This is a genomic window from Hungatella hathewayi WAL-18680 (assembly GCF_000235505.1).
Classification (GTDB): domain Bacteria; phylum Bacillota; class Clostridia; order Lachnospirales; family Lachnospiraceae; genus Hungatella_A; species Hungatella_A hathewayi_A.
Genome location: NZ_JH379029.1, coordinates 268,793 through 294,698, shown reverse-complemented (window position 1 = coordinate 294,698; position 25,906 = coordinate 268,793). Strand labels below are relative to the sequence as shown.

The 25,906-nt window shown below is 50.2% G+C and carries 20 protein-coding genes; 18 read left to right on the top strand and 2 right to left on the bottom strand.

Translation table 11 applies throughout. From position 1 onward, the window contains the following. Window positions 1-10 precede the first annotated feature (10 nt). Complete coding sequence (locus HMPREF9473_RS22135; RefSeq protein WP_006782451.1) at window positions 11-913, top strand: ROK family protein; 903 nt, start codon at window positions 11-13, stop codon at window positions 911-913. Between the two features lie 5 nt (window positions 914-918). Continuing rightward, window positions 919-2,307: a glycoside hydrolase family 1 protein gene (locus HMPREF9473_RS22130; RefSeq protein WP_006782450.1), complete on the top strand. Its 1,389-nt coding sequence runs from the start codon at window positions 919-921 to the stop codon at window positions 2,305-2,307. A 48-nt stretch (window positions 2,308-2,355) separates the two neighbouring features. Here the strand turns inward: HMPREF9473_RS22130 and HMPREF9473_RS22125 are convergent, their stop codons facing one another. Further along, entirely contained in the window at window positions 2,356-3,225 is an 870-nt protein-coding gene (locus tag HMPREF9473_RS22125) for an AraC family transcriptional regulator (protein ID WP_006782449.1), read from the bottom strand. Between the two features lie 157 nt (window positions 3,226-3,382). Between HMPREF9473_RS22125 and HMPREF9473_RS22120 the strand changes: the two genes are divergently transcribed. The 15 genes from HMPREF9473_RS22120 (at window position 3,383) to HMPREF9473_RS22050 (ending at window position 22,422) form a co-directional block, all read left to right on the top strand. Next, the gene (locus tag HMPREF9473_RS22120) at window positions 3,383-5,626 is read left to right on the top strand and encodes a pyruvate formate lyase family protein (protein WP_006782448.1); all 2,244 of its coding nucleotides are present in this window, start codon (window positions 3,383-3,385) and stop codon (window positions 5,624-5,626) included. Next, complete coding sequence (locus HMPREF9473_RS22115; protein WP_034859957.1) at window positions 5,613-6,503, top strand: glycyl-radical enzyme activating protein; 891 nt, start codon at window positions 5,613-5,615, stop codon at window positions 6,501-6,503. The genes HMPREF9473_RS22120 and HMPREF9473_RS22115 overlap by 14 nt, the downstream gene beginning before the upstream one ends. Before the next feature lie 20 nt (window positions 6,504-6,523). Beyond that, window positions 6,524-7,729: an MFS transporter gene (locus tag HMPREF9473_RS22110; RefSeq protein WP_006782446.1), complete on the top strand. Its 1,206-nt coding sequence runs from the start codon at window positions 6,524-6,526 to the stop codon at window positions 7,727-7,729. Window positions 7,730-7,815: 86 nt separating this feature from the next. Next, complete coding sequence (locus HMPREF9473_RS22105) at window positions 7,816-8,307, top strand: MarR family winged helix-turn-helix transcriptional regulator (RefSeq protein WP_006782445.1); 492 nt, start codon at window positions 7,816-7,818, stop codon at window positions 8,305-8,307. 233 nt (window positions 8,308-8,540) lie between these two features. Beyond that, the gene (locus tag HMPREF9473_RS22100) at window positions 8,541-9,932 is read left to right on the top strand and encodes a YfcC family protein (RefSeq protein ID WP_006782444.1); all 1,392 of its coding nucleotides are present in this window, start codon (window positions 8,541-8,543) and stop codon (window positions 9,930-9,932) included. Between the two features lie 27 nt (window positions 9,933-9,959). After that, window positions 9,960-11,183, top strand: a complete 1,224-nt coding sequence (locus HMPREF9473_RS22095; RefSeq protein WP_006782443.1) for an amidohydrolase — start codon at window positions 9,960-9,962, stop codon at window positions 11,181-11,183. Continuing rightward, window positions 11,176-12,339 carry a M20 metallopeptidase family protein gene (locus tag HMPREF9473_RS22090; RefSeq protein WP_006782442.1) on the top strand — a complete coding sequence of 388 codons (1,164 nt, stop codon included), beginning with the start codon at window positions 11,176-11,178 and terminating at the stop codon, window positions 12,337-12,339. The genes HMPREF9473_RS22095 and HMPREF9473_RS22090 overlap by 8 nt, the downstream gene beginning before the upstream one ends. Window positions 12,340-12,391: 52 nt before the next feature. Continuing rightward, on the top strand, window positions 12,392-13,297 hold the full coding sequence (locus HMPREF9473_RS22085; RefSeq protein ID WP_006782441.1) for a DMT family transporter: 906 nt from the start codon (window positions 12,392-12,394) through the stop codon (window positions 13,295-13,297). 32 nt (window positions 13,298-13,329) lie between these two features. After that, the gene (locus HMPREF9473_RS22080; protein ID WP_006782440.1) at window positions 13,330-14,541 is read left to right on the top strand and encodes a MalY/PatB family protein; all 1,212 of its coding nucleotides are present in this window, start codon (window positions 13,330-13,332) and stop codon (window positions 14,539-14,541) included. Window positions 14,542-14,553: 12 nt separating this feature from the next. After that, window positions 14,554-15,108, top strand: a complete 555-nt coding sequence (locus HMPREF9473_RS22075) for a peroxiredoxin-like family protein (protein WP_006782439.1) — start codon at window positions 14,554-14,556, stop codon at window positions 15,106-15,108. Beyond that, window positions 15,102-16,304, top strand: a complete 1,203-nt coding sequence (locus tag HMPREF9473_RS22070; RefSeq protein ID WP_006782438.1) for a DUF401 family protein — start codon at window positions 15,102-15,104, stop codon at window positions 16,302-16,304. Before HMPREF9473_RS22075 ends, HMPREF9473_RS22070 begins: the two co-directional genes overlap by 7 nt. Window positions 16,305-16,523: 219 nt before the next feature. Continuing rightward, window positions 16,524-17,834 carry an RNA-binding domain-containing protein gene (locus HMPREF9473_RS22065; RefSeq protein ID WP_006782437.1) on the top strand — a complete coding sequence of 437 codons (1,311 nt, stop codon included), beginning with the start codon at window positions 16,524-16,526 and terminating at the stop codon, window positions 17,832-17,834. Window positions 17,835-17,932: 98 nt separating this feature from the next. Continuing rightward, window positions 17,933-18,688, top strand: coding sequence for an exodeoxyribonuclease III (locus HMPREF9473_RS22060; protein ID WP_006782436.1), 756 nt, complete (start codon window positions 17,933-17,935; stop codon window positions 18,686-18,688). After that, entirely contained in the window at window positions 18,685-20,541 is a 1,857-nt protein-coding gene (locus HMPREF9473_RS22055; RefSeq protein ID WP_006782435.1) for an ABC-F family ATP-binding cassette domain-containing protein, read from the top strand. Before HMPREF9473_RS22060 ends, HMPREF9473_RS22055 begins: the two co-directional genes overlap by 4 nt. A gap of 36 nt (window positions 20,542-20,577) precedes the next feature. Beyond that, window positions 20,578-22,422 carry an alpha-amylase family glycosyl hydrolase gene (locus HMPREF9473_RS22050; RefSeq protein ID WP_006782434.1) on the top strand — a complete coding sequence of 615 codons (1,845 nt, stop codon included), beginning with the start codon at window positions 20,578-20,580 and terminating at the stop codon, window positions 22,420-22,422. Window positions 22,423-22,542: 120 nt separating this feature from the next. Here the strand turns inward: HMPREF9473_RS22050 and HMPREF9473_RS22045 are convergent, their stop codons facing one another. Continuing rightward, a complete protein-coding gene (locus HMPREF9473_RS22045) occupies window positions 22,543-23,022 on the bottom strand; it encodes an S-ribosylhomocysteine lyase (protein ID WP_006782433.1) in 480 nt (159 codons plus the stop codon). A gap of 137 nt (window positions 23,023-23,159) precedes the next feature. Between HMPREF9473_RS22045 and HMPREF9473_RS22040 the strand changes: the two genes are divergently transcribed. Beyond that, window positions 23,160-25,763, top strand: a complete 2,604-nt coding sequence (locus tag HMPREF9473_RS22040; protein ID WP_006782432.1) for a cation-translocating P-type ATPase — start codon at window positions 23,160-23,162, stop codon at window positions 25,761-25,763. Window positions 25,764-25,906: the final 143 nt, after the last annotated feature.

The following is a 25,906-nucleotide window of genomic DNA, read 5'->3' as shown; positions in this document are numbered from 1 at the left end:
GAGCATGATCATGGAAGGTTATTTGGTATTTGATATGGGAGGTACCGGAGTTAAATATGCGGTATGTACCGGGGAAGGCGAAATAGTAAAAAAAGGAACCTGTGAGGCATATCCGGATGATTTTGACCAGCTTTTGGAATCGATGGGAAGAATTTTTGATGCGCAGCAGAAGGAGTATTCTCTTTCCGGGATTGCCATAAGCTCTCCGGGATTTGTGGACCAAAGGCGTGGCATTGTCCATGGACTGAGCGCGCTTCCCTGTATTCATGAGTTTCCAGTTGCAAAAGCGTTGTCAAAGAGGATGGGCGGCCTGCCTATTGCGATGGAAAATGACGGTAACTGCGGCTGTCTTGGAGAGTATTGGAAGGGCAGAGGAAAGGGCAGGCAGAATGTAGTCACGCTGGTATATGGAAGCGGCATCGGCGGCGGGTATGTCAAGGAAGGAAAGATAGGTCAGACCCGAAGGTTTTGTTCCAGTGAATTCGGGTTTATGCCACTGATTTATGAAAATGGAAGATACCGGAGTTGGTCCAGCTATTCCGTGGTAAACACGGTGAACCGGTTTAATGAAGAACAGCAGAAAAACCTGACAGGAGAGGAGCTGTTTTGGTTGGCAGAGACAGATGAGAAGGCAAGGGAATACATAGAACGTTTCTATTATTATATGGCGGCAGGATGTTTGTCAGTCAGCTTTGCCTTTGACCCGGATATCATTTTAATAGGCGGAGCGATAAGCAGACGGCCGGACTTAAAGGCAAGGCTGGAAGAAAAACTGGTACAGCTGAAACAGGAAGATGAAGCGTTTGGATATAGTGACACGGAAGTGGATACGGCGGCACTGGGCAACGATGCTAACTTATACGGCGCTCTTTATAACTTCCTTTATTTAGAAAGGTGCAAGTTGGAGGGATAGAATAGATGCAGTATTATTTTAAAGAGAATTTTATGTGGGGTGCGGCATGTTCGGGACCTCAGACTGAGGGAAGTAAGGGGAAGGAAGCGGAGTCCATCTGGGAGTATGACTGTACACGCCAGGCGGATAAATATTTTGACGGGGTCGGCAATATAACAGCCTCCAATTTTTACAGGGATTATGAAACTTATATTCAAAATATGAAAAAAGTGGGAATCCGCTCTTACCGCACTTCCATTCAGTGGAGCAGAATCATGAATGACCGTGATGGCAGTATTAACCGGGAGGGAGTGCAGTTTTATCACCAAGTGATTGACTGTCTGCTGAAATATGGGATAGAACCCATGATTTGTCTGTTTCACTTTGATACTCCCATGTTCTGGATGGAAAAGGGGGGATTTGAAAATCGGGATATCACCGATGCATTTGCGGACTATGCGGAGTTCTGCTTTCGAGAATATGGTGACAAAATTCACTACTGGTCAACCTTTAACGAGCCGGTGGTGGTGGCAGAGCAGGGATATCTGTACCAAGTGCATTATCCGGAGGTGTGTGATATGAAACGGGCCGCCCAGGTGGCATTTCACATTCAGCTGGCCAGTGCCAAAGTGATAAAACGCTTTCGGGACATGGAGATGAGTGGAGAGATTGGGATTATTCTGAATCTGACCCCAACCTATGTGCCAGAAAATGCCTGCGCGGAGGATGTGGAAGCGGGAGAGCGGGCCAATCTGTTGTTTAACAGATGTTTCCTGGATCCTTCCGTAAAAGGATATTATCCGGAAAAATTGACAGCATTGGCCAGGGAAGATGGTTTCCTTCCGGAATATCAAGAGCAGGATATTCAAATAATTCGTGAGAACACGGTGGATTATCTTGGTGTGAATTATTATTCTCCGAGGCGGGTGAGGAGGAGAAGTACACCCTGGGAAGAAAAGAAGCTGATGCCGGAGAAATACTTTGAAACCTATACATTCGATGGCATGAAAATGAATCCTTACCGGGGATGGGAGATTTATGAGGAGGCGCTTTATGATATCGCCATCAACATCCGGGACCATTATGGAAATATCAAGTGGTATGTGTCAGAAAATGGGATGGGTGTGGAGGATGAAGAGCGTTTCCGAGATGATCATGGACAAATCCAGGATGATTACCGGATTGCATTCATCAAAGAACATCTGCGCTGTCTGCATCGGGGAATTGCAGAAGGCAGCAATTGTTTCGGGTATCATTTATGGGCGGCGTTTGATAATTGGTCCTGGAGAAATGCTTATAAGAACCGCTACGGTCTTATCTCAGTAGATTTAAAAAATGACTGTGCACAGAGCATAAAAAAATCCGGGGAATGGTTTTTAGAACTGTCTGCAAACAACGGATTTGAGGATTTATGAAAATCCCCGGCCGGCGAAGAGGCATTGTGCCGCCCGCCGGCCGGGGTTTTATACTTTTATGGTGGTATCGGATATCTGTTCCCGGCAGAGTTTCTGATACTTTTTAGGGGAAAGGCCATAAAAGGTTTTGAACAGATGGTAAAAATGGCTTAGATTGTGAAATCCGCAGCTATCGCACACATCCAGAATATCGGCAGAAGGTTTTGACAAAAGGAGAGCCGCCTGGTTCAGCCGGATGTTGTTGATAAACTGAGTGGGGGTTAAATCCAGGTATTTTCGGAATACACGGTTTAGATATTCCTGTGAGTAGCCGGAGAGACGAAGCAGAGCTGGGAGGCCTTCCTGCATGTTTTCACCGAGATGCATGTCGGTGATCAAATCAGAAAGCCATGCTGGCAGCAGCGGCTTCTCCGGAGAAATATCTAATGTCTGAAAGCAATGAGTCAGAAACATGTTGGCCAGAAGCAGTTTAAAATGAATTTTCGCCAGAGAATGCTTTTGCTGTTCCACCAGGTTCATGATTTCTTCGAATTTTAGACGCACGTTGGAAAGCTCCGGTTCTTCCAGCTGAATGATGGGGGAGGAAGCGCGGGAGAGAAGCCCGGTTATGTGGCTGTCACCGTTAAACAGATTGATGACCTTATTGAACTCGTAGTTTTGAAGACTGATATTGTAAAAATCAAACTGCTCGGACTGGTAAAAGCTGTAACAGTGGACGTCACTCTGCCGGACCAACACGAATGAACCTTCGGTCAGTATATCGACCTGATCGTTGGAGATGTGCAGGGCTTTGCCGTGGATGACAAGAAATGCCTCTATGAAATCTTTGTGGGAATGCAGGGGAGCTGTCTGAGATACACTGGTCTGGTGAAGAACTCCGATGCCTTCCGGTTCATTGGTATAGGTGACAAATTCCATATGGGCCTCCTCTTTATCAATATCTATAACGAGTATAGAAGGAAAGAAGAAAAATGTCAATATAGTACAAAAAATGGTCAACGCCAGACAAGATAAAATACGGTGGTTATTTTATAGTAGAGATAACATAGATAGAAACCTTTGGAGGGAAAAAACGATGATAAATGCAGCAGAAGCAAAGAGACAGGCTGAATATTGTATCCATTTTACGAACGTGTACCGGGAGGAGAACGATAAGTATCTGCGGGAGGCCAAATGCCTTAAAATGCAGACAAATCATATTCTGGTGGACATGGATGAGGATGACCTGATTGTAGGACGGGTGAAACATGGGATTGTGGGGTTCAGCCCTCAGTACGGCGGACTCTATACGTACTATTTTAACGAAGAAATTGCCCAGGATATTCTTGATGCCTATCCGGAGGACTGGGGGAAAAACCAGGAGTTTCTGGAAGCTGTATCCTACTGGAAAGAAGAGAACACGTTAAAGAAGTTGAATGACCGTTTCACAGAAAAACATGCCGATCTGGAGAAGTACAAAAAGACAGGCGGAAACATGGGAAAAGATATCCGGCTGGGAACAGGAAGCACTCCTACGGGAAGACTGGCGCTCACAATTCCGGATTTGGATAAATTAATACAATTAGGTATTCCAGGTCTGCGGGTAGAGGTGGAGGCAAACCGCAAGGATGACAGTCGTCTTTCCGATGCATTTTTGCTGGCGATTGATACCGTAGTGGACGCAATTGAATTTTATGAGAGAGAGACGGAGACACTTATCGAAAACGCAGGCGAACAGGAGCATCTGGTAACTCTTCTAAAGGCATTGCGGAATATAAAAACAAATAAACCGGAGACTTTTATCGAGGGATTGCAGCTTTATTGGATTTATGCGGTGCTTTCTGATTTGATGAACCACGGGCGCATGGATGTCTATCTGGGAGATTTGTATGCAGGCGATATCGATGCAGGGGTAATGGATGAGGAGACAGCCATACGATACCTGACTCATCTGTATAAGCATTATGACTTTATTGGAAAAGTGCATGATACCAGAGTGGTTATCGGAGGGAAAGGCCGCAGGAACGAAGAAAATGCGGACAGACTGGCGATGGTTATCATGGAGACCTCCAGAAGAGTGAAAGGGGTGGTTCCACAGCTGACGCTGAGATACTATAAGGGAATGAAGGAAGAACTGTTCGAGAAAGCGCTTAAGGTAAATGCCGAAGGCTGTTCTTATCCTATTTTGTACAGCGATGATACCAATATACCGGCGGTCATGAAGGTGTTTGATGTGCCGGAGGAGGATGCAGAATCCTATATACCGGCCGGATGCGGGGAATATGTGCTGGAGAGCCGGAGTATTGGGACGCCTAACAGCGGTGTTAACCTGTTGAAGGGTCTGGAACTGACGCTTCACCATGGCAGGGACTGCTTTTACAATGTGACAGCCGGACCGGATACGGGGGATGTGGAGGAGTTTGTCAGCTTTGATAAATTGTGGCAGGCATTTACAACCCAGATTGACAGTGAACTGGCTATCGTGGCATGGGCCCAGAAGGAATGTTATAACCTGATGGAAGAAAATGGGGCATTTCTGCATTTGAGTATATTGATGAAAGACTGTGTAGAACGTGGAAAACCGATTTTTGAAGGCGGTGTGCGGTATCTGAACGGAACAACTGAAATTATGGGAATGATATCGGCTGCAGACAGTCTGACTGCAATTAAGAAACTGGTATACGATGACAAGGTTATGACCTTAAAGGAACTGGTACATATTCTGGACTGCAATTTTGAGGGGTATGAAAAGGAACGCAGAATGATGCAGAATTGTCCGAAGTATGGCAATGACGATGCTTATGCGGATGATATGGCACTTTTAGTATTTAACTATGTTGCACGGAAAAGTATCGAATATACGGATATTATCGGTTTGAACAAATATAACATGGTGAGTGTCAATAACAGTGAAAGCGCCGTGTGGGGAACTTATACTATGGCTTCCGCCTGCGGCAGAAAGAATGGAGAAGCCATGGCCAATGCCAACGGCGCTTCCATCGGCGGGGACAAAAACGGAGTTACGTCACTTCTCAATTCCATGAGTAAATTTGACCACTCCATCCATGCTGGGGTTATCAACAATGTGAGATTCTCCAAGGAACTGTTCCAGACCAGCTATGAGAAGGTGAAACTGGTAATCCGTACGTTCCTGGAGCATAACGGGAACCAGATGAATCTGATGGTAATAGGAAGAGATGATTTGATCAATGCGAAGAAGCATCCGGAAGAATATCAGAATCTGATTATCCGGATTGGCGGTTTCAGCGCCCGCTTTGTGGAACTTGATTCTGTGGTGCAGGATGAATTGATTGCCAGAACGACCTATGAGGCAAGTTAGGAGAACGATGGGAATTGTATTTGATATTCAGAAATTCAGCGTACATGACGGACCGGGAATACGGACTACCGTGTTTTTAAAAGGATGTAATATCCGGTGTCTCTGGTGTCATAACCCGGAATCCTTTACGGTTTCTCCCCAGCTTTCCTATAACAGAGCGCAATGTGTTTCCTGTGGGGCCTGTGTTTCGGCCTGCCCCACAGGGGCACATAGGATGACGGCAGAAGGCCACAAGGTAGACTTTTCCAAATGTAAAGCCTGCGGGGCCTGCATTACAGAGTGTCCGGAGCAGTGTCTGAAGATATTTGGCAGGGAGATGTCGGCTGAGGAAGTGGTGGTGGAGGTTTTGAAGGACCGGGTCTACTATGAAAGCTCAGGGGGCGGCGTTACCATATCGGGCGGAGAACCGACGGTGCAGTTTGATTTTCTCATGGAGCTTTTAAGGCTGTGTAAATCTTCCGGTCTTCATACCTGTATTGAGACAAATGGAATTGTGGCAGGAGATAAATTCAGGGAGCTGGCAGAAGCGGTGGATTTGTTTTTGCTTGATTATAAAGCAACGGGGGCCAAAAAACATGAGGAGTTGACGGGGCATACCAATGAAAAGGTGCAGGAGAACCTGTCATATCTGGCATCCGTGGATAAACCAGTGATACTGCGGTGCCCAGTGATTCCGGGGTTAAATGATACGGAAGAGCATTTCAGTACGATCCGGCAATGGAAGCAGTTATACCCGAATATCCGTCAGGTAGAGATTATGGCGTATCACTCACTTGGTAAGACCAAATGGGACTCTCTGGGGAAGGATTACAGTTTAAAAGAACTGGAAGATGTGGATGCTTCATTGAAGAAACAGTGGGAAGAAAAAATCTTATAGGGAAGAGAATTGATGGCAATATGGAAAGAGGGCAATGGGAGGGCGCTGATAGAAGATTTGAGCAGGCGCTGTTTATCTCTACAATATCCGGCACACTGATAAACAGTATGCTTGTGGTGCTTCTAGTTCAGGGAAAAGGATATCAGAGCAGCCAGGTGGGACTGGTTGCCGGTGTCACTCCCCTTCTGGCAGCCTGTACCTGTATTCCCTGGGGAAGAGTGCTGGATGCGGGAAAGCGGCTTGTGGCGTTCAGTAGTGTGATTCAATTTTTGAACGCGGGCCTGATTTTTCTGATGCTTGTAGTCAAAGATTTTACACTATTTTTTATTTTAAATCTAATACGGAATATTCTGACACTGCCATGTTCGGGCATGCAGGAGGAATATCTGCTTCATCTGGTCAATACCAAGGAAGTAAAATACGGAAGAATTCGAAAGTGGGGTACCATCGGATATGCGTTTACCGGTCTGGTGGCACCGGTACTGGTGGGCAGTGCTGGGCTTGATGGTATTCTGATTTTGGGCGCGGTTCTTGCACTGGTGGCCGGAGGTCTATTTGGAACTCTGCCTGAGATTGGAAAACGGTCCAAGGAAGTCCAGGTGGAACGTGTGGAGAAAGCGGAAGACCATCTGTTGGGACAACTGATTAGACTGATACATAACCGCCAGTTTTTGACCATCATGATATTGTCATTTACCGTATATGGAGTCCTTACATCAGCGTCTAATTATGGGATACAGACAATACTGATGGACATGGAGGCGCCGACGGAGATAATCAGTGCGCTGCCGTTTATCACAGTGGTGATGGAAATTGTGTTTCTGACGGTGGCGGACCGAATGGACTTGAGGGGGAAGGAAAATCGGATTTTTCTACTGGCGGTATTCTTGTGTATGGTCCGGTGGGGGATGATGTCGGTTACAGATTCCTACTGGGTGGTGTTTTTGCTGGCTGGAATTCATGGGATTGTCTGTGGTATGACGCTTGGGATCCAGACATCCATGGTAGGGAGAGACGTAGAGCCGGAAGTGCGGTCCACGGCATTTTTAATACTTTCCGTGGGGGGATTTCACATTGTACCGGCGGTGTTGAATCTGATGTTGTCTTTTGAGGAAGTTAATATAGGAGCGGTATATTTTCTGATATCCGTACCGGGAGCATACCTTGTTATCCGGCAAGTAATTTGGGAGATACAGATTCGAGGGGCTCAAAACGTGAAAGTGTAGAGATAATCACACCGTTCCGTCTCTTGGGGTTGTCCGTTTATCGTTTATCTGCTAAAATGGATAAGGAAAGACAAGGGAGGATTACCATGGACGACAGGGAGAAGGCCGAAGAGAGATATTGCTTATACTGTGATATGATTAACCAGTTGGATGAAGGGTGCCGGCTGATTCTGGAATATGATTCCATACCGCACAACTATGGGACGGAGACGATGTACCAGGCGGAATCGCAGATTATTCATATTGTGGGGAAGAATCCGGGGATCACTGCGGCGGAGATTGCGGCTCTTTTGACAAAGACGCCAAGCGCCTGTTCCCAGCTGATTCGAAAACTGAGAAAAAAGGACTGGATTGAGCAGATTCGCAATCCCGAGAATAACCGGGAATATCAATTGTTTTTGACGGAATCCGGCTGGAAGATTTATGAGGAGCACGACCGGTTTGAACAGGCCTGTTATAAGAGAAGTTTCAATAATCTAAAAGAATTTTCTGAAGAAGACCTAAAAAAATACATCTCCATACAAAAAAAGCTAAATGAAACCTTCGCAATTGATGTAAAAGAGAGCAAAAATACCTGAATATAAAACGGATAAAAGTAACGCATTGTGAAAATGAATATTTTTAATGGAAATATGGAAACAGATATTGACAAAGTGCACAACAGGTGTTATTCTTTAATCACATAGTAAAGGTGCTTAACGATTCATATACTTAATTGCTTCCTGATAGCGGCGGGGAGCAATTTTGTCCCGCTACTGTTAAGCAACTTAATAATTTAGAAACTCACTGATGGTTTTAGGAGGGAATACCTATGAGAGAAAAGAAAAAATTTAAAATGCCGCATCTGTTGTGGATTATGACCGGTCTTATTTTGCTGGCCAGTATCTGTACCTACATCATTCCGGCGGGACAGTTTGGAACCAACGAAGCCGGCCAGATTATGGGAGACTCATTTTCCTATCTGGGATATCAGACGCCGGTATCACCGTGGAGAGCGATCTTCCTCTTTTTAGACGGACTTACCGGTTCCGGTCTCATCATTTTTACGGTTATGGCAATGGGGGCCAATGTAGCCGTTATTTTGGAGACCGGCGCTGTGGATGACTTTTTGAACTGGGCCATCTACAAGCTGAAGGATAAAGGAGAGGGAATCCTGATATCCATTCTGTTCTGCCTGATGGTTTATCTGGGCGGTTTTGGCGGAAGCGACGCTTTGATTGCGGTTGTGCCGATTGGTCTTTTATTTACCAGGAAATTAAAGCTGGACCCGATTGTCGCTATCGGCGTGACGACATACGCTACACTGATTGGATTTGGTACTGGACCAACCAAGCAGGTGACGACACAGATGCTTATGGATGTGCCGGCCTACTCAGCCTTTGGAACCCGATTCTTCTTTATGAATCTTTTTATGGTGATTGGGTTGATATTCCTGCTTAGATATGTTAAGAAAGTAAAGAAGGACCCAACAAAATCTCTGATGTACGGCGCCGGATGGGACCCGAACCAGGTTGTGGCGGCAGACGAGGAGTCCAGCCTGATTAAAGAGACCAAGCTGACCTGGAGAACAGCGGCGATTATGACGATTTTCTTTGGACAGTATTTCATCATTGTGTTATTTGGCGGCGGCGGAGCCGGGCTTTACAACTTTATGGTGGCAGTCAGCCTGATTAGTGCCGTGATTGCAGGAATTATCGGGAAAATGAGCGCGGACCAGCTGGCCGGCGCGGTTGCGAAGGGCCTGGCCAACATGGCATTCGTAGGATTCGTTATCGGTCTTGCCAGAGTTATGAGCCTGGTTATGACAGAGGGAAATATTATCCACACGGTAGTTTATGCACTTACAAGACCGCTTATGGGTCTTCCAAAATCCGTATCCAGTATCGGTATGACCGTTATCATTGCGATTATCAACCCATTTATTCCATCGGCGACTTCCAAGGCTGCAATCCTGGTGCCGATTATCAAACCGATTGCGGAGACGCTTCATCTGGCTCCACAGCTGGCAGTTCAGGCATTCCAGTTTGGAGATGGTTTTACCAACCTGATTTCCCCGGCTCTTGGATGGACCGTGGGCTCCTGTGCGATGGCCAATGTACCCTTTGATAAATGGTTCCGCTGGGTATTGCCGAAGGTAATCTTTTTCATGGCTCTTTCCTTTGCATTGATGTTTGTTCTGACGAGCATCGGCTGGGGGATATAGGCAGCGGATAGCAGAAAGGAGCAGTAGATGAATCAGGATATAAATCAGCTTATCATGGAGAAGGCGAAGGAGTATGAGTCCTATGTGATTCAGCAGCGGAGACATTTCCATACATACGCGGAGGTTACGGCAAAGGAATTTGAAACTTCCAAATATTTAAAGGAGGAGGCTGCAAAGCTGGGTCTTCCCATTCAGGAACTGAAAGGAACCGGTTTTATTGCCACTCTGGACACGGGGAGACCTGGGAAAACACTGGCAATCCGCTCGGATATTGACGCCCTGCCTATGGATGAGGATTCGGAGAATTTAAAAGGGCCAAAGACCTGCGTGTCGGTCAATCCGGGAGCCTGTCATGCCTGCGGGCATGATGCCCACATGGCGATTGCCCTGGGCGCAATGAAAGTGTTGTGTGATATCAGGGAGCAGCTTAGCGGAAAAATCCTGTTCGCTTTTGAGGAAGGGGAGGAGCAGGGCACCGGCTGGCCGGTCATGTCGGAGGCGCTGATTGCCCATAAGATTGACGCTATTTACGGAAACCATGTCACGGCGTTTATGGATGCGGGCACCTTCTGTGCGGACGAAGGCCCCAGGATGGCGGGAGCCATCGGCATCGAGGTGACGGTGAACGGAAAGAGCGGCCACGGTTCCAGACCGGACCTTGCGGTGAATCCGATCGTGGCAGCCAGCCAGATTGTGACCCAGCTTAACACGGCGTGGAGCACCAGGCTGGATGTGACCAAAACGGTGACGCTGTCTGTCTGCATGTTCCAGGCGGGCCATATGTCCAATATTATTCCGGATTCGGCCTTTTTGGGCGGTTCCTGCCGTTACTTTGATATAGAAGAATCCCACAAGGCCGCGGCTATCATCGAGCAGGTGGCAGAAGGCGTGGCGGCGGTCAATGAATGTACCGTTACCTTTGGGAAAAAGCAGGGAATTATCACAACTCCCGTTATGAATACGCCGGAGCTGGCGCAGTTGTCACAGAAGGGAATCCAGGAGATGATGCCGAAGGGATCGCTGGTTCATGATGTGAAATGGTTTGCCTCGGAGCCGTTCAGCCGTTATTACGACCTGTTCCCCTGTATGTTCAATTTTATCGGGGTGTGCAATGAAGAAAAAGGCTGTGGCGCGGAACATCACAACGGGAAGTTTGATATTGACGAGGATGCGCTGCAGGGCGGCGTGGCAGTGACGGCCAAATTTGCAGTGGATTTTCTGGCAGGCGGGAAAGGAGAAGCCGATGATTAGTGAGTTATGTAAGAAGTATGAAGACTATATGATTGAGCAGAGACGGTGTTTCCATATGTATCCGGAGGTGTCTCTCAAGGAGGAGAACACCTCCAGGATGATAAAGCAGCAGCTGGACGAGATGGGGGTTCCCTATGAGGAGCTGCCTCCAAACCATGGCCTGGTTGCCACGATCCAGGGGAAAAGCGGAACAAAAACCATCGGCGTCCGGGCGGATATCGACGCTCTTCCCATGCAGGAGGAGAGTGATATTCCATACAAGTCCAAATGTGACGGAGTGATGCACGCCTGCGGGCATGATGCCCATATCGCCATGCTGCTTGGCGTGGCGAAAGTGCTGAACGATTATAAGGAGCATCTGGAAGGGACAGTCCGGCTCATCTTTCAGTCGGCGGAGGAAATTGGCAAGGGATATGTGGAAGTTCTGGATTATCTGGACCGGACCGGCGGCGTGGACCGGTTGATTGGACTGCATATCTGGAGTACACTTCCGGTGGGGGAGATTCTCCTGATACCTGGCTCCGTATTTGCGGGCGGAAGCGGATTTACCATTACGGTGAAAGGGCAGGGCGGCCACGGCGCCAGGCCGGATTTGACCAGGGAGCCAATCAAGGCGGCCTGCGACATGGTGCTTAAGATGTCGGCCATTCCCAGCAATATGTACGATGTGCTGGACCACTCGGTTGTATCAACAGGTATGATTGAAAGTGGAACTTTGGGCAATATTTTCCCGGACACTGCCACGATTAAGGGTACGACCCGGTATTACAAACCGGGCGGCGATGAGGCTCTGATGGAATGTATCAGAAGGATTGGAGCGGGCGTCGGCATGGCTTATGGCGTGGAGGTGGACTGCAATTTCAGCGGAGGCATCCCGCCGGTATACAACCAGCCGGAGCTGATTGCCCATGCGAGAGAGCTGGTGGACGGCATTGACGGTTTGGTAGTCAGCCCCCAGCAGGACCCTATCTGTGCCGGTGATAACTTTGGATGCATTCTTCGGAAATATCCTGGTTTTTACGGAGTTTTAGGCGCGGAGAATAAGGAAATCGGATGCAGCTGGCCACAGCACAATACGAAATTCAATGTGGATGAAAGTTCCCTTAGAAAGGGCTGTGAGTTTATGGCTGCCTATGTGGCGGATTATTTGAGATAACCGCATCTGCCGGTTTATCCGGCGGCGGTGGGAAAGGACAGGAAAGACAGCTATGCTGAAGATGAAAAAAGCGGTTCTGTTTGCAATTCTTGGAAATGTGATTTTCGGCTTCAGCTTCCTGGCTTCCAAAATCGCCCTGCGGACGGTGGACCCGGTGCTTTTGCTGGCCATCCGTTTTACAGTTGCATTTGTTGTTTTGAATGTACTGCTTTTACTGGGAGCGTTCAAGGTCCGGTTTAAGGGGAAGAGCCTGGGAGTACTGATTCCCATGAGTATCTGTCAGCCGGTGATATACTTTCTGTGTGAGAATTATGGGCTTCAGTATGCCACGTCCTCTTTTTCCGGACTGATGATTGCGATGATACCGGCCGTGACATTTTTGCTGGCGACCGTCATTTTAAAGGAGCCATTCCGTATGAATAAGTTTGCCTGGGCCCTCTGCTCGGTCGCCGGAGTCTGTGTGATTTCGGTAACCGGGGGAGGGGACGGCGGCGTGAGCGTGAAGGGAGTGCTGTTTCTCACGGGAGCTGTTGCTTCCGGCTCCCTGTACGCGGTGCTCAGCAGGAAGTGTTCGGATACCTTTACCGCGATGGAGCGGACCTATGCCATGTTTGCGGCAGGATGTGTCAGTTTCCTGGCAATCGCGTTCACCCGGGAAGGCGGAAATCTGGTGCCGGCCTGTGTTCAGGCATGCAAAACCCCGGAGTTTGTCGGCGCTGTGCTGTATCTGGCCGTGGTGTCATCCATTGTAGCATTTTTCAGTATGAATTATGCGGCAACCTATCTGCCGGTAACGCAGACCAGCTCGTTTGCCAATCTGGCTACGCTGGTTTCCATTGTGGCCGGTGTGGTGTTCCTCGGTGAGACGTTTGGAGCGAAGGAAGTTGTGGGAGCAGTGTTGATTTTATGTGGTGTATTTATGCTGAACCGGGCAGATAACAAAACGGCTGCGGCATAGAAACAAATATAGGAAGAAATGGAGATAGTGATATGAAGTATGATTTTACATCAATTATGGACCGTTGTGGAAAGGATGCTATTGCAGTAGATGGTTTGGGAAGCAGACCGGGATTTGCTCCGGACCCGCCTAAGGAGGGCTTTGATATTATTCCCATGTGGGTTGCGGACATGAATTTCCCCACCGTGCCGACGATACCGGAGGCAATGATTGAGAGAGCAAAACACCCGGCTTACGGGTATTTTGACGCGTCGGATGCGTATTATGAGTCTATTATCCAGTGGCAGAAGGTGCGCAACGGTGTGACGGACCTTACCAGGGAATGCATCGGATATGAGAATGGCGTGCTGGGAGGCGTAGTGTCCACGCTGGATGCATTTTCCGCACCGGGAGACGCGGTGCTGCTGCACAGTCCGACTTATATCGGATTTACCATGGGTATCGGCAACTGTGGGCGCAAGATTGTACATAGTCCGTTAAAGCTGGATGAGAACGGTGTCTGGAGAATGGACTACGAGGATATGGATGCCAAGATTAAGGCGAACAAAATCCATGTGGCGGTATTCTGCAATCCTCACAACCCCTGCGGACGTGTCTGGGAGCGCTGGGAGCTGGAAAAGGCTATGGAAGTGTACAAGAACAATGACTGTGTGGTAATCTCGGATGAAATCTGGTCGGATATTCTGCTCAACGGACATAAGCATATTCCGTTGCAAAGCATCAGTGAGGATGCGAAATACCGCACCGTGGGCCTGTATGCGCCGTCCAAGACCTTCAACCTTGCGGGTCTGGTTGGCTCCTACCATATTATTTACAACAAATATCTGCGGGAGCGGATTGTGGCGCAGAGCACGAAGCCTCATTACAATGAGATGAATGTGATGAGTATGCACGCGTTAATCGGAGCTTACAAGCCGGAGGGCTATGAGTGGACGGATGAACTGTGCCAGGTGCTCAGTGAAAATGTGAACTATGCCTGTGAATATATCGCGGAGCATTTTAAGGGCGTGAAGGTTTCAAAGCCGGAGGGAACTTATATGCTGTTTGTGGACTGCGAGGAGTGGTTGAAGGAGCACGGGAAGACGATTGAGGAGCTTGAAAAGGCCGGCTGGGATGTAGGCGTGGCATGGCAGGATGGGAAAATGTTCCACGGCCCCAGCTCCATCCGTATCAATCTGGCGCTGCCTCTCAGCCGTGTGAAGGAAGCGTTTGAGCGGATGGATAAGTACGTGTTTAACGCATAAAAAGGAGACTCTATGGGACGGTTAAATGAAGGACAGAACATGCCGGACTTTTCCTTTCGGACTCCGTTTTGCCCGAAGCTGACCTTGAAGGAGTTTATGGCAGGGCAGAAGACGGCGATTGTTTTCCTCCGATATTTTGGCTGCACGCTGTGCCAGTATGATATGGCGCAGTATGCGGCTGGGTATGAGGAGATAAAAGCGGCAGGCGGGAAACTGCTGGTGGTGTTACAGAGTGACCCGGAGCTTCTGGCCCAGGATTTGGGGACGGAGGACGCGATGCCATTTACCATCGCCTGCGATGCGGAGGGAGAACTGTACCGTGAGTATGGGATTTTGCCGGCGGAGAGTAAGATGAAGATGGCGGGAGCGAAGACGGTGGTCAAGCTGGCCAAGGCAACGGCAGCCGGTTATAAGCATGGGCGCTATGAGGGGGAGGAGCTGCAGCTCCCCGCAGCGTTTGTGGTGGACGGGAAAGGAACGATCACCTGGGCCCATTATGGGACTACGGCGGGAGACGCTCCTGACGTGGACAAACTGGCCGGGTATTTGAGGAAGGCGTCATGTTAAAGCTGTGTATCGTATTTGCAGTGATTGTGCTGTTGATTTGGATGCGGCGGCCGCTGTTTATCGCCATAAGCGGCGGACTGGCGGCGGCCGTTATCTGTTACCGGATACCGGTTCCGGATGCGGCGGGCATTATCGGGAGAGGGGCGGTGGCGGCGGAGACGATCTCCGTGGCGCTGAGCTTCTATCTGATTACCTTTTTGCAGCGGATGCTGGAAATGCGTGGGCGTCTTGGACAGGCGGAGGAAGCGCTGGACGACATTTTCCACAACCGGAGGGTGAACGCTTCCATGGCGCCGGCTGTGATTGGGCTGCTGCCGTCGGCAGGGGCTCTGCTTATATCAGGAGCTATCGTGAAGAATTCCTGCGGGGATTATATGAGCGATGAGGATATGACGTTCACAACCAGCTTTTTCAGGCATATACCGGAGAGTTTTCTGCCCACCTACGCTTCTATCCTTCTGGCGATTACGCTGAGCGGCGTCAGCACCGCCGGGTTTGTGTTTTTCATGCTGCCTATGGTGGCGGCGCTGTTTGGGCTGGGGTATTTGTTCATGCTTCGCAAGCTGCCGGTTGAGGATAAGCGTGAGAGCGGTGTCTCCAGGAGGGAGGCATGGGGGCGTTTTGCAAGAAGTCTCTGGTCAATTGCTTTTATTGTGCTCCTGATTCTGGTGTTTGACATGCCGGTTTATGTGGCGGCCCCGGTGGGAATTGCGGCGGATTTTCTGGTGGACCGGTTTTCCGTGAAGGAGATACTGCCGGTATTTCGAAGTGCGTTCGAGCCGGCGATTATCGGAAACACGATTCTGGTCATGATTTTTAAGAATGTGCTGGCTTATGTGGGAGTGATTGAAGAACTCCCGGTGGTATTCTCCCAGCTGCCTTTTTCACCGGTGGTTATTTTTGCCATGATTTTCTTTGTGGGCACAGTAATCAGCGGCTCCCAGGCTATCATCGCCCTGTGCATGCCGATGGCGGTTGCCGCGGTGCCGGCAGGCGGTCTGCCGTTCGTGATACTGCTGATGTGCATGACCTACGCCGCCATGCAGGTATCCCCAACCCATATCTGCCTGTTTATCGCGGTGGAATATTTTGGGACGCAGATGGGGGCTTTGATACGAAGGACTTTGCCGGTGATAGCATGTTTTTGCGCGATTGCGTCGGCTTATGCGTATGTTTTGTGGATGGTTATGAGATAATGAATTGTTGATAGTAAAAGGAGAGAGACCGAAAAATTGGCATTGGTAAATGCTGGTTTTTCGGTCTCTTTTTTCGATGAAATTTTATTTTTTAGATTGATTTAAGGAATGGTAAGTATTAGAATAGTATTAGAAGGTATTAGAATACTATCAGAAAGTATTAGAATATATTAGAAGGTATTTGAATATAATAGAATCATAGTAGAAAGGAGTCAGAGTATGCTATTTGAAAATAAAGTAATTGAGTTTAAACGGGAATATGTGGATGATATCAAAAAGACGGTGATTGCATTCGCCAATACGAATGGCGGGGATATTTATATTGGGATGGAAGATGACGGGATGCCGGTCGGCGTTGAGGACCTGGATGGAACGATGCTGAAGGTGACGAATGCGGTCAGGGATTCTATTCATCCGGATGTGACCATGTTTGTTTCCTGTGAGGTGGAACGGATTGGCGCGGCGGATCTTGTGGTGGTGCGGGTGCAGAAGGGGACAGCGTGCCCCTATTATCTGGCGGGAAAGGGAATTAGACCGGAAGGAGTTTTTGTCAGGCAGGGGGCATCCACTGTGCCGGCCAGTGAGCAGGCCATTTTGAAAATGATTAAGGAAACGGATGGGGAGCGCTATGAGAGATGCCGCTCTTTGAACCAGGACCTGACATTTAAGAAGACAAAAGAAGTGTTTGAGGAAAATCACCTGGAGTTTGGCGTATCGCAGATGAGGACCCTGCATTTGCTGAATGAGGCTGGACTATACAGCAATCTGGGGCTTCTTTTGTCGGACCAGTGCAAGCATTCTATTAAATTAGCAGTGTTTGAAGGAACATCCAAAACGACATTTAAGGACAGAAGAGAATTTTCGGGGGCTTTGTTTAGCCAGTTGGAGGAAACCTTTGACTATATAGACCGTTACAACCGGGTTCGCTCAGAGATTTATGGATTAAAACGGGTAGACATACGGGATTATCCGGTGGAAGCATTGAGGGAGGCGCTTTTAAATGCGATTGTCCACCGGGATTACGGTTTCAGCGGGAGTACGCTGATTAGCATTTTTGATGACAGGATTGAGATTGTAACGCTGGGCGGGCTGGTGAAGGGGATATCAAAGGAGGATATTGATTTAGGGGTATCCATACTGCGCAACCAGTATCTGGGAGATATTTTTTACCGTCTGCATTTTATTGAAGCGTACGGAACCGGAATGCCTAAAATCAGAGAATGCTATATGGATTATGAGGTGAAACCTAAAATAGAGATTTCGGACAATGCATTTAAGATTACACTGCCAAACATCAATATTCCGGCAGAGCAGCCGGTCATTCAGCCTTTGGAACGGGAAATTCTGACAGAAAGAGAGCAGGAGGTGGTCGCCCTGTTTGAGGAAAACGATTTGATTATCAGAAAAGATGTGGAGAGCGCACTGCACGTGTCTCAGCCGATGGCGGTAAAACTTCTGCGCCAGCTGACGGATAAAGGGGTAATCGAGCGTCTGGGAGGCAGTAAAAATATAAGATACCGTTTGAAATAACCAGAGATTCCCGGATTGGGGCTGGAGAGAAAACTGTGGAAAGCGGCGGGTATTAATGGTATACTATAAAGGCAGTATGATGGAAGGAGACAAAAGAGATGACGAAATTGATTTCCTGGAATGTCAATGGACTCCGGGCCTGTGTGGGTAAGGGGTTTTTGGAATATTTTAATGAGGTGGATGCGGATGTATTCTGTATCCAGGAGAGTAAATTGCAGGCGGGACAGATTGACCTGCCGCTGGAGGGATATTATCAGTACTGGAATTATGCGGAGAAGAAGGGGTATTCCGGGACGGCGATGTTTACGAAGGAGGAGCCGGTCTCGGTGGCCTATGGAATTGGGATAGAGGAGCATGATAAGGAGGGGCGCGTGATTACGGCGGAGTTCCCGGAGTATTATGTGGTGACCTGCTATACGCCAAACTCCAAGGACGGGCTGGCGAGACTGCCTTACCGGATGGAGTGGGAGGACGCGTTTCTGGCTTATTTAAAGGGGCTGGAGGAGAAGAAGCCGGTGATATTCTGCGGGGATTTGAATGTGGCCCATCAGGAGATTGACTTGAAGAATCCCAAGACTAACCGGAAAAATGCCGGGTTCTCGGATGAGGAGAGAGGAAAGTTCTCGGATGTGCTGGCGGCGGGATTTATCGACACGTACCGGTATTTTTATCCGGATAAGACGGAGGTTTACTCCTGGTGGTCTTACCGGTTCAGCGCGAGAGCCAAGAACGCGGGGTGGCGGATTGATTACTTCTGTGTGTCGGAGGCTCTGAAGGACAGGCTGGTGAGTGCGGACATTCATATGGAGGTGCAGGGCTCTGACCATTGTCCGGTGGAGCTGGTGATATCATGAATTTAGTGACGATTGAACATTTGACAAAATCATATACGGAGCGGCTGTTGTTTGACGATACCAGCTTCAGCATGGGAGAAGGGGACAAGATTGGGCTGATCGGCATCAACGGAACCGGGAAGTCCACGCTGTTGAAAATCGTGGCTGGGCTGGAGGAGCCGGATGAGGGGACTGTGGTGAGAAGCAGGAATCTGGATATCCGGTATCTGTCTCAGAATCCAAAGTTTCATGATGGGGACACTATCATTGAGAGTATTGTCCGGGACAACGAGGGCCACGACCATCCCTGGGATTTGGAGAGCCAGGCGAAGACCATGCTGACGAAGGTGGGCATCTTTGATTTTGACGCGAAGGTGGAGACTCTGTCAGGCGGCCAGCGCAAGCGTGTGGCTCTTGTCAGCACGCTGATGTCCAACACGGATTTGCTGGTGCTGGATGAGCCGACCAACCATCTGGACAGCGATATGGCGGAGTGGCTGGAGGATTACCTGAAGAAATTCCGCGGGGCGCTGCTGATGATTACCCATGACCGATATTTTCTGGACAGTGTGACCAACCGGATTGTGGAGCTGGATAAGGGGAAACTTTACAGCTACCAGGGCGGTTACGAGGCGTACCTGAAATTGAAGGCGGAGCGGATGGATATGGAGCTGGCTTCGGAGCGGAAACGCCAGTCGATCCTGCGGGTGGAGCTGGAGTGGATGCAGAGAGGCGCCAGAGCCCGCTCGACAAAGCAGAAGGGCCATATCCAGCGGTATGAAGCGCTGCGGGACCAGAAAGCGCCGGAGTTTGACCAGGAAGTGGAGTTAGAGTCCGTTTCCAGCCGGCTTGGCAGGACGACGGTGGAAGTGAAGGAGTTATGCAAGGCCTACGGCGACAAGGTGCTGCTTCGGGATTTTACGTACATCTTTTTGAAAAATGACCGAATTGGAATCATCGGACCCAACGGCAGCGGGAAGTCCACGCTGATGAAGATGATTGCCGGATGGGTGGAGCCGGATTCCGGCAGCATTGAGATAGGACAGACGGTGAAGATGGGATATTTTTCCCAGGAAAATGAAGCCATGGACGAGAGTCTGAAGGTGATTGACTATATTAAAAATGTGGCCGAGTATGTGCAGACGAAGGACGGAAGCGTCAGTGCGTCCCAGATGCTGGAGCGGTTTCTGTTTCCGGGAAGTGTGCAGTATACGACCATTGACAGACTGTCCGGCGGGGAGAAGCGGCGGCTGTATCTGCTGAGAATTCTGATGGATGCGCCCAATGTGCTGCTGCTTGACGAGCCGACCAACGATTTGGATATCCGGACGCTGACCATACTGGAGGATTACTTAGACAGCTTCCAGGGGATTGTGATTACGGTCTCCCATGACCGGTATTTTCTGGACCGCTGCGTGAGAAGGATTTTTGCTTTTGAGGGCGACGGGAAGGTGGAGCAGTATGAGGGCGGCTTTACGGATTACCAGGCGGCATACGCGCTGCGACATCCGGAGGAGGACGCGGGGAGCAGCAGGAAAACTGCCGGCCCGGTGTCAGGGGCTTTCGGCATATCCGGCGCTTCCGGGGCCAATGGGGCCGGCGGGAAGAAGTCGTCCGCGGAGACCAGAGGCGGTGAGCGGAAACTGAGGTTTACCTATCAGGAGCAGAAGGACTGGGATGTGATTGAGGATGAGATAGCCGGACTGGAGGAGGAGATTGCTAACCTGGAATCCGCTATCGAGGCGTCCGCCCATGATTTTGTGAAGCTGAATCAGCTGATGGAAGAGAAAGCGGCGAAGGAAGAGACGCTGGAAGAGAAGATGGAGCGCTGGATGTATCTCAATGAACTGGCGGAGAAGATTGCCAATCAGTAAGGAGAGCGGCAGCGCGGGAAAAGGACGGTGTCACCGATGGAAACTTATAAAATATTGACGGAAGATAATCTGATATATCCCATGGGCATGACGGTGATAGGGAATAAAATTCACGTTTCTGCGGCCAATGAGGGAGAGTCTTGCAGTCTGGCGCTGTTTCGGAAACAGGAACAGGAGCCCTTCTGTGTGATTCCCATGTCAAAAGAGCAGCAGATTGGAAATGTGTGGAATTTGACGGTGGAAATGCAGACGGCAGGAGAAGATTTGGAATATTGCCTGGAGGTAGACGGGGAACTGGTACCTGATATTTACGCCCACTCCTTTCACGGATGGGAGCAGTGGGGACGGCTTGCCAATGTGGGGGAGACGCTTCGAAGCCCTGTCTGCCAGGACACCTTTGACTGGGAGGGGGACAAGCCCCTGTGTCTGCCATTTGAGGACAGCATCATTTACCGGATTCATACCAGAGGTTTCACGAAGCACGTGTCCTCCAAGGTGCCGGATAAGGGGACGTTCAAGGCCATCATCGACAAGATCCCTTATATGAAGGAGCTGGGAGTCACCACGGTGGAACTGCTGCCGGTGATGGAGTTTCAGGAAGTGATGGTGCCTGACGGCGTGGACGGCAATCCTTACGGGGCGATGGAGCCCACGGGAAAGATCAATTACTGGGGCTATACTGGAGGCCATTATTTCGCCCCAAAGGCGTCTTACAGTTCCGGCCGCGAGAAACACCCGGTGCAGGAATTCAAGCAGTTGGTAAAAGAGCTTCATAAGGCCGGTATGGAACTGGTGATAGAGCTGTATTTTAACGGCAAAGAGAAGCCGGCTTTCGTGCTGGATGTGGTGCGGTTCTGGGTGCGGGAATACCATCTGGATGGCATTCATCTGGTGGGATACGCGCCGGAGGAGCTGATTGGCCGTGATGAGTATTTAAGCCGGACGAAATTGTTTGCCACAAGCTGGGACGGCATTGACGGTGGAAAATACCGCCATCTGGCGGAGTACAACGACGGATTTCTGGTGGACATGCGCCGCCTGTTAAAGGGCGATGAGGACCAGATGAACCAGCTGATTTTCCGCACAAGACAGAATCCGGCCCGCTGTGGAATCGTCAACTATATGGCCCATACCAACGGATTCACCATGATGGACATGGTGTCCTATGATATGAAACACAACGAGGCCAACGGCGAGAACAACCAGGACGGCAACAGCTATAACTACAGCTGGAACTGCGGCGTGGAAGGGCCGACCAGAAAGAAAAAGCTGGTGGAGCTGCGGCGCAAGCAGATAAGAAATGCAATTCTCATGGTGATGCTGAGCCAGGGAACGCCTCTTTTGCTGGCCGGCGACGAGTTTGGGAACTCCAAGTCCGGCAATAACAACAGCTACTGCCAGGACAATGAGATGTCATGGCTCAATTGGAACCAGTTAAAGACGAACCGGGATATCTATGAGTTTGTCCGCTATGCCATCGGATTCCGGAAAAAACACCCGGTATTTCATATGGACCAAGAGCCCAGGGTGATGGATTACAAGGCATGTGGCTGCCCGGATGTGTCTTACCACGGAGTCAACACCTGGTGTCCGGAATTTGAGAATTTCCGCAGACAGATGGGGATATTATATTGTGGGGAATACGGGAAAAGGGCGGATGGAACGAAGGATGATTATTTCTTCGTCGTCTACAACATGCACTGGGAGCCCCATGAATTCTCACTGCCTAACCTGCCAAAATCCAGAAAATGGTATCTGGCCATGAACACGGATGACGCGGCGGTCAACGGCATTTACCCGGAGGGGGAAGAACTGTTATTGGAAGACCAGAAGCAGTACGAGGTCCCGGAGCGGACGATTCTTGTATTGATTGGAAAATAAAATAAGAAGTGATAATGTGAGAATACAAAAAACCGTTGTCTGGCAGGAGAAATACAGTCCCGCCGGACAGCGGCTTTTTTGCGCATGCGCCAGACAGAGGCGCATGGATTTCACCCGTTATTATTCCGGGTAAACCAGATGCTCCTCTGTGATGCCATATAGCACCTGTTTCAGAAAACGGTCCGCCAGGAATTTTGTCATGGGCAGGTTCATGTCCAGATAATTGCCGCAGTCCCTGGCGCTGGCGCCTGGAACTTCCCCTTCATAGTCCCGGATAAACTCAAACATCTCCGTCACCAGCGGCACAATGTCAGTGGAAGTCCAATCGCCGGCCAGCAGCAGATAAAACCCGGTCCGGCATCCCATAGGCCCGAAGTAGAGAACCCGGTCCTGAAATTCTTTGTGGTTGCGCAGAAATGTGGCGCCCAGATGCTCCATGGTGTGCACCTCCGCCGTATTCATAACCGGTTCATAGTTGGGGCGGGTCATGCGGATATCAAAGGTGGTGATGGTGGCGCCCCCTGCATTGTCCTTCCGTGACACGTAAATGCCAGGAAGCAGTTCCAGATGATTGATCGTAAAACTTGTTATTTTTTCCACGGTAGTTCGCTCCTTCTTTCTCAATTCTTTTAGTATACAGAAATTTCCGGAAGAACTCAAGGCCGGGAGTGAAATCCATGCATGAAACCTCTTTCCCCCCACATAAACATGGTAGGAGGAAGGAGCGTCGAACGAACATGAAAGAATGGTATCAGAATTCCGGTAAAGAGGTGCTGGAGGCGCTCGGGGTGACGCCGGGGGGCCTGTCAGACAGTCAGGTGAAGGAACGAAAACAGAAGTATGGGGGAAATGCCCTGCAGGAGACGAAGAGAAAAGGGAGCCTGCAGGTCTTTCTGGAGCAGTTTCAGGATTTACTTGTGATTATCCTGATCGTCGCGGCGGTGATTTCCATGTTGACGGACAACGTGGAGAGCACGGTGGTTATCTTTGCCGTGATTATCTTAAATGCGATTTTGGGGACGGTGCAGCATCAGAAGGCGGAGAAGTCTTTGGAGAGCCTGAAGTCGCTGTCGTCCCCCTGTACCAGAGTGATGAGAAACGGAAGGAAAATGGAGCTGTCCTCCGTGGACGTGGTGCCGGGGGACATTTTGATTCTGGAGACCGGGGATTTGGTGGTGGCGGACGGGCGGGTGCTGGAAAGCTATGCCCTCCAGGTAAATGAAAGCTCCCTTACGGGGGAATCCATCAATGTGGAGAAGCAGACGGCCCCCATCAAAAGGCAGGCCCCGCTGGGCGACAGAATCAATATGGTTTACTCCGGCTCCCTGGTGACAGCAGGGCGGGGGATGGTGGTGGTGACGGAGACGGGGATGAACACCGAAATCGGGAAGATTGCCCAGCTGATGAACGCCACCAAGGAGAAGAAGACGCCGCTCCAGGTCAGTCTGGACCGGTTCTCCAGCAAGCTGGCGGCGGGGATTATGATTATCTGTGCGGTGGTATTTTTCTTAAGCCTGTACCGGAAAATGCCGGTGCTGGACTCCCTGATGTTCGCGGTGGCCCTGGCAGTGGCGGCCATACCGGAGGCGCTCAGTTCTATTGTCACCATCGTTCAGGCCATGGGGACCCAGAAGATGGCTAAGGAGCACGCCATCATCAAGGAGCTGAAAGCGGTGGAGAGTCTGGGCTGCGTGTCGGTGATATGTTCCGATAAGACGGGAACGCTGACCCAGAACCGGATGGAGGTGCAGAAGGTGTATCTGGGCGGCCGGGTGTGGGAGCCGGATAAGCTGCGGGTGGAGCAGAAGCCCTTTGCCTGGTTTCTATACGGGGCGGTGCTGGCCAACGATTCCTCCTGGCAGGACGGCCGGGGAATCGGGGACCCGACGGAACTGGCGCTTCTGGAGATGGCCCACGCCGTCGGCATGAAGGAAGGAAGACTGCGGGAGCAGTTTCCAAGAATTTCGGAGCTGGCCTTTGACTCGGACAGGAAAATGATGAGCACGGAGCACCGGGTGGATGGGAAGGCGGTCATGTTCTCCAAGGGGGCCATCGACACGCTGTTGGACAGAACTGACTGGATTCTGGACGGGGAGAAGAGAAGGCCCATCGGAGTTTCCGATAAGAGAAGAATTCAGAATCAGAATCTGGAATTTTCCAGAGACGGGCTCCGGGTTCTGATGGTGGTCTGCAAGGAGCTGGAAAAACAGGTGCCGCTGAAACCGGAGCTGGAAAACGGCTTTACGTTCCTGGGGCTGGTGGCCATGATGGACCCGGCGAGACCGGAGTCACGGCCGGCGGTGGCCAGCGCCAGGAGAGCCGGAATCCGGACGGTGATGATCACGGGGGACCACAAGGTCACGGCGTCGGCCATCGCGGAGAAGATTGGCATAATGGAGCCGGGGGATGTGGCGGTGACGGGGCAGGAACTGGATGGCATGTCGGATGAGATGCTGGGTGGAAAGCTGGAATCCATCTCCGTCTATGCCAGGGTTTCACCGGAGAATAAGATTCGGATTGTGGATGCTTGGCAGCAGAAAGGGAAGATTGTGGCCATGACCGGGGATGGAGTGAACGACGCCCCGGCTCTCAAAAAGGCGGACATCGGAATTGCCATGGGCATCACCGGGACGGAGGTGTCCAAGGACGCGGCTTCCATGATTCTGGCGGACGACAATTTTGCCACGATTATCAAGGCGGTGGCCAACGGCAGAAACGTTTATCGGAATATCAAGAATGCAATTAAGTTTCTGCTATCAGGAAATATGGCCGGAATTCTCTGTGTACTGTATACATCACTGCTGGCGCTGCCGATTCCCTTTGCGCCGGTTCATCTGCTGTTTATCAACCTGTTGACGGATTCCCTGCCGGCTATCGCGATTGGCATGGAGCAGCCGGAGGCGGGACTTTTGGAGCAGGGGCCCAGGGACCCGCAGGAGGGGATACTGACGAAGAGCTTTCTGTCCAGTCTGGTCCTTCAGGGGGGACTGATTGCCGCCTGCACCATGATGGCTTACCGGACGGGGCTGTGGACCGGCGGGGCGGCGGTGGCCAGCACCATGGCATTCACCACGCTGACGCTTGCCAGATTGTTTCACGGATTTAACTGCCGGAGCGAGCATTCCATCATTGCGCTGGGGGTGGGAAGCAATCTCTACACGGTGATGGCGTTTGAGGCGGGGGTGCTGCTGTTGCTGGCGGTGCTGTTTGTGCCGAGGCTGCAGATTCTGTTTGCGGTGTCGGATTTGAGTCTGAGGCAGCTGCTCAGTATCGTGATATTTGCACTGATTCCAACGGCGATTATCCAGGCGTGGAAAACCATACGGGAGGGATTGGCGTAAAAGTGGCTTGAAATATTCCCGGCGGTATGATAACATATTCTTAACATAAAACCTGTGAGAGTGGAGAGCAAGGTGATGATGCGGATGGGCCGTATATCGCCCTGCTCTCTTTTGGTTTACTAATGGGGAAAGAAGGGAGTTTT

What these genes read in the sequence shown, in the direction of transcription:
- HMPREF9473_RS22040 (WP_006782432.1), top strand. Translation starts at nt 23,160, where the DNA reads ATGAAAGAATGGTATCAGAATTCCGGTAAAGAGGTGCTGGAGGCGCTC.
- HMPREF9473_RS22130 (WP_006782450.1), top strand. Translation starts at nt 919, where the DNA reads ATGCAGTATTATTTTAAAGAGAATTTTATGTGGGGTGCGGCATGTTCG.
- HMPREF9473_RS22075 (WP_006782439.1), top strand. Translation starts at nt 14,554, where the DNA reads ATGGGACGGTTAAATGAAGGACAGAACATGCCGGACTTTTCCTTTCGG.
- HMPREF9473_RS22090 (WP_006782442.1), top strand. Translation starts at nt 11,176, where the DNA reads ATGATTAGTGAGTTATGTAAGAAGTATGAAGACTATATGATTGAGCAG.
- HMPREF9473_RS22100 (WP_006782444.1), top strand. Translation starts at nt 8,541, where the DNA reads ATGAGAGAAAAGAAAAAATTTAAAATGCCGCATCTGTTGTGGATTATG.
- HMPREF9473_RS22105 (WP_006782445.1), top strand. Translation starts at nt 7,816, where the DNA reads ATGGACGACAGGGAGAAGGCCGAAGAGAGATATTGCTTATACTGTGAT.
- HMPREF9473_RS22115 (WP_034859957.1), top strand. Translation starts at nt 5,613, where the DNA reads ATGAGGCAAGTTAGGAGAACGATGGGAATTGTATTTGATATTCAGAAA.
- HMPREF9473_RS22065 (WP_006782437.1), top strand. Translation starts at nt 16,524, where the DNA reads ATGCTATTTGAAAATAAAGTAATTGAGTTTAAACGGGAATATGTGGAT.
- HMPREF9473_RS22085 (WP_006782441.1), top strand. Translation starts at nt 12,392, where the DNA reads ATGCTGAAGATGAAAAAAGCGGTTCTGTTTGCAATTCTTGGAAATGTG.
- HMPREF9473_RS22055 (WP_006782435.1), top strand. Translation starts at nt 18,685, where the DNA reads ATGAATTTAGTGACGATTGAACATTTGACAAAATCATATACGGAGCGG.
- HMPREF9473_RS22050 (WP_006782434.1), top strand. Translation starts at nt 20,578, where the DNA reads ATGGAAACTTATAAAATATTGACGGAAGATAATCTGATATATCCCATG.
- HMPREF9473_RS22120 (WP_006782448.1), top strand. Translation starts at nt 3,383, where the DNA reads ATGATAAATGCAGCAGAAGCAAAGAGACAGGCTGAATATTGTATCCAT.
- HMPREF9473_RS22110 (WP_006782446.1), top strand. Translation starts at nt 6,524, where the DNA reads ATGGAAAGAGGGCAATGGGAGGGCGCTGATAGAAGATTTGAGCAGGCG.
- HMPREF9473_RS22080 (WP_006782440.1), top strand. Translation starts at nt 13,330, where the DNA reads ATGAAGTATGATTTTACATCAATTATGGACCGTTGTGGAAAGGATGCT.
- HMPREF9473_RS22070 (WP_006782438.1), top strand. Translation starts at nt 15,102, where the DNA reads ATGTTAAAGCTGTGTATCGTATTTGCAGTGATTGTGCTGTTGATTTGG.
- HMPREF9473_RS22135 (WP_006782451.1), top strand. Translation starts at nt 11, where the DNA reads ATGGAAGGTTATTTGGTATTTGATATGGGAGGTACCGGAGTTAAATAT.
- HMPREF9473_RS22125 (WP_006782449.1), bottom strand. Translation starts at nt 3,225, where the DNA reads ATGGAATTTGTCACCTATACCAATGAACCGGAAGGCATCGGAGTTCTT.
- HMPREF9473_RS22060 (WP_006782436.1), top strand. Translation starts at nt 17,933, where the DNA reads ATGACGAAATTGATTTCCTGGAATGTCAATGGACTCCGGGCCTGTGTG.
- HMPREF9473_RS22095 (WP_006782443.1), top strand. Translation starts at nt 9,960, where the DNA reads ATGAATCAGGATATAAATCAGCTTATCATGGAGAAGGCGAAGGAGTAT.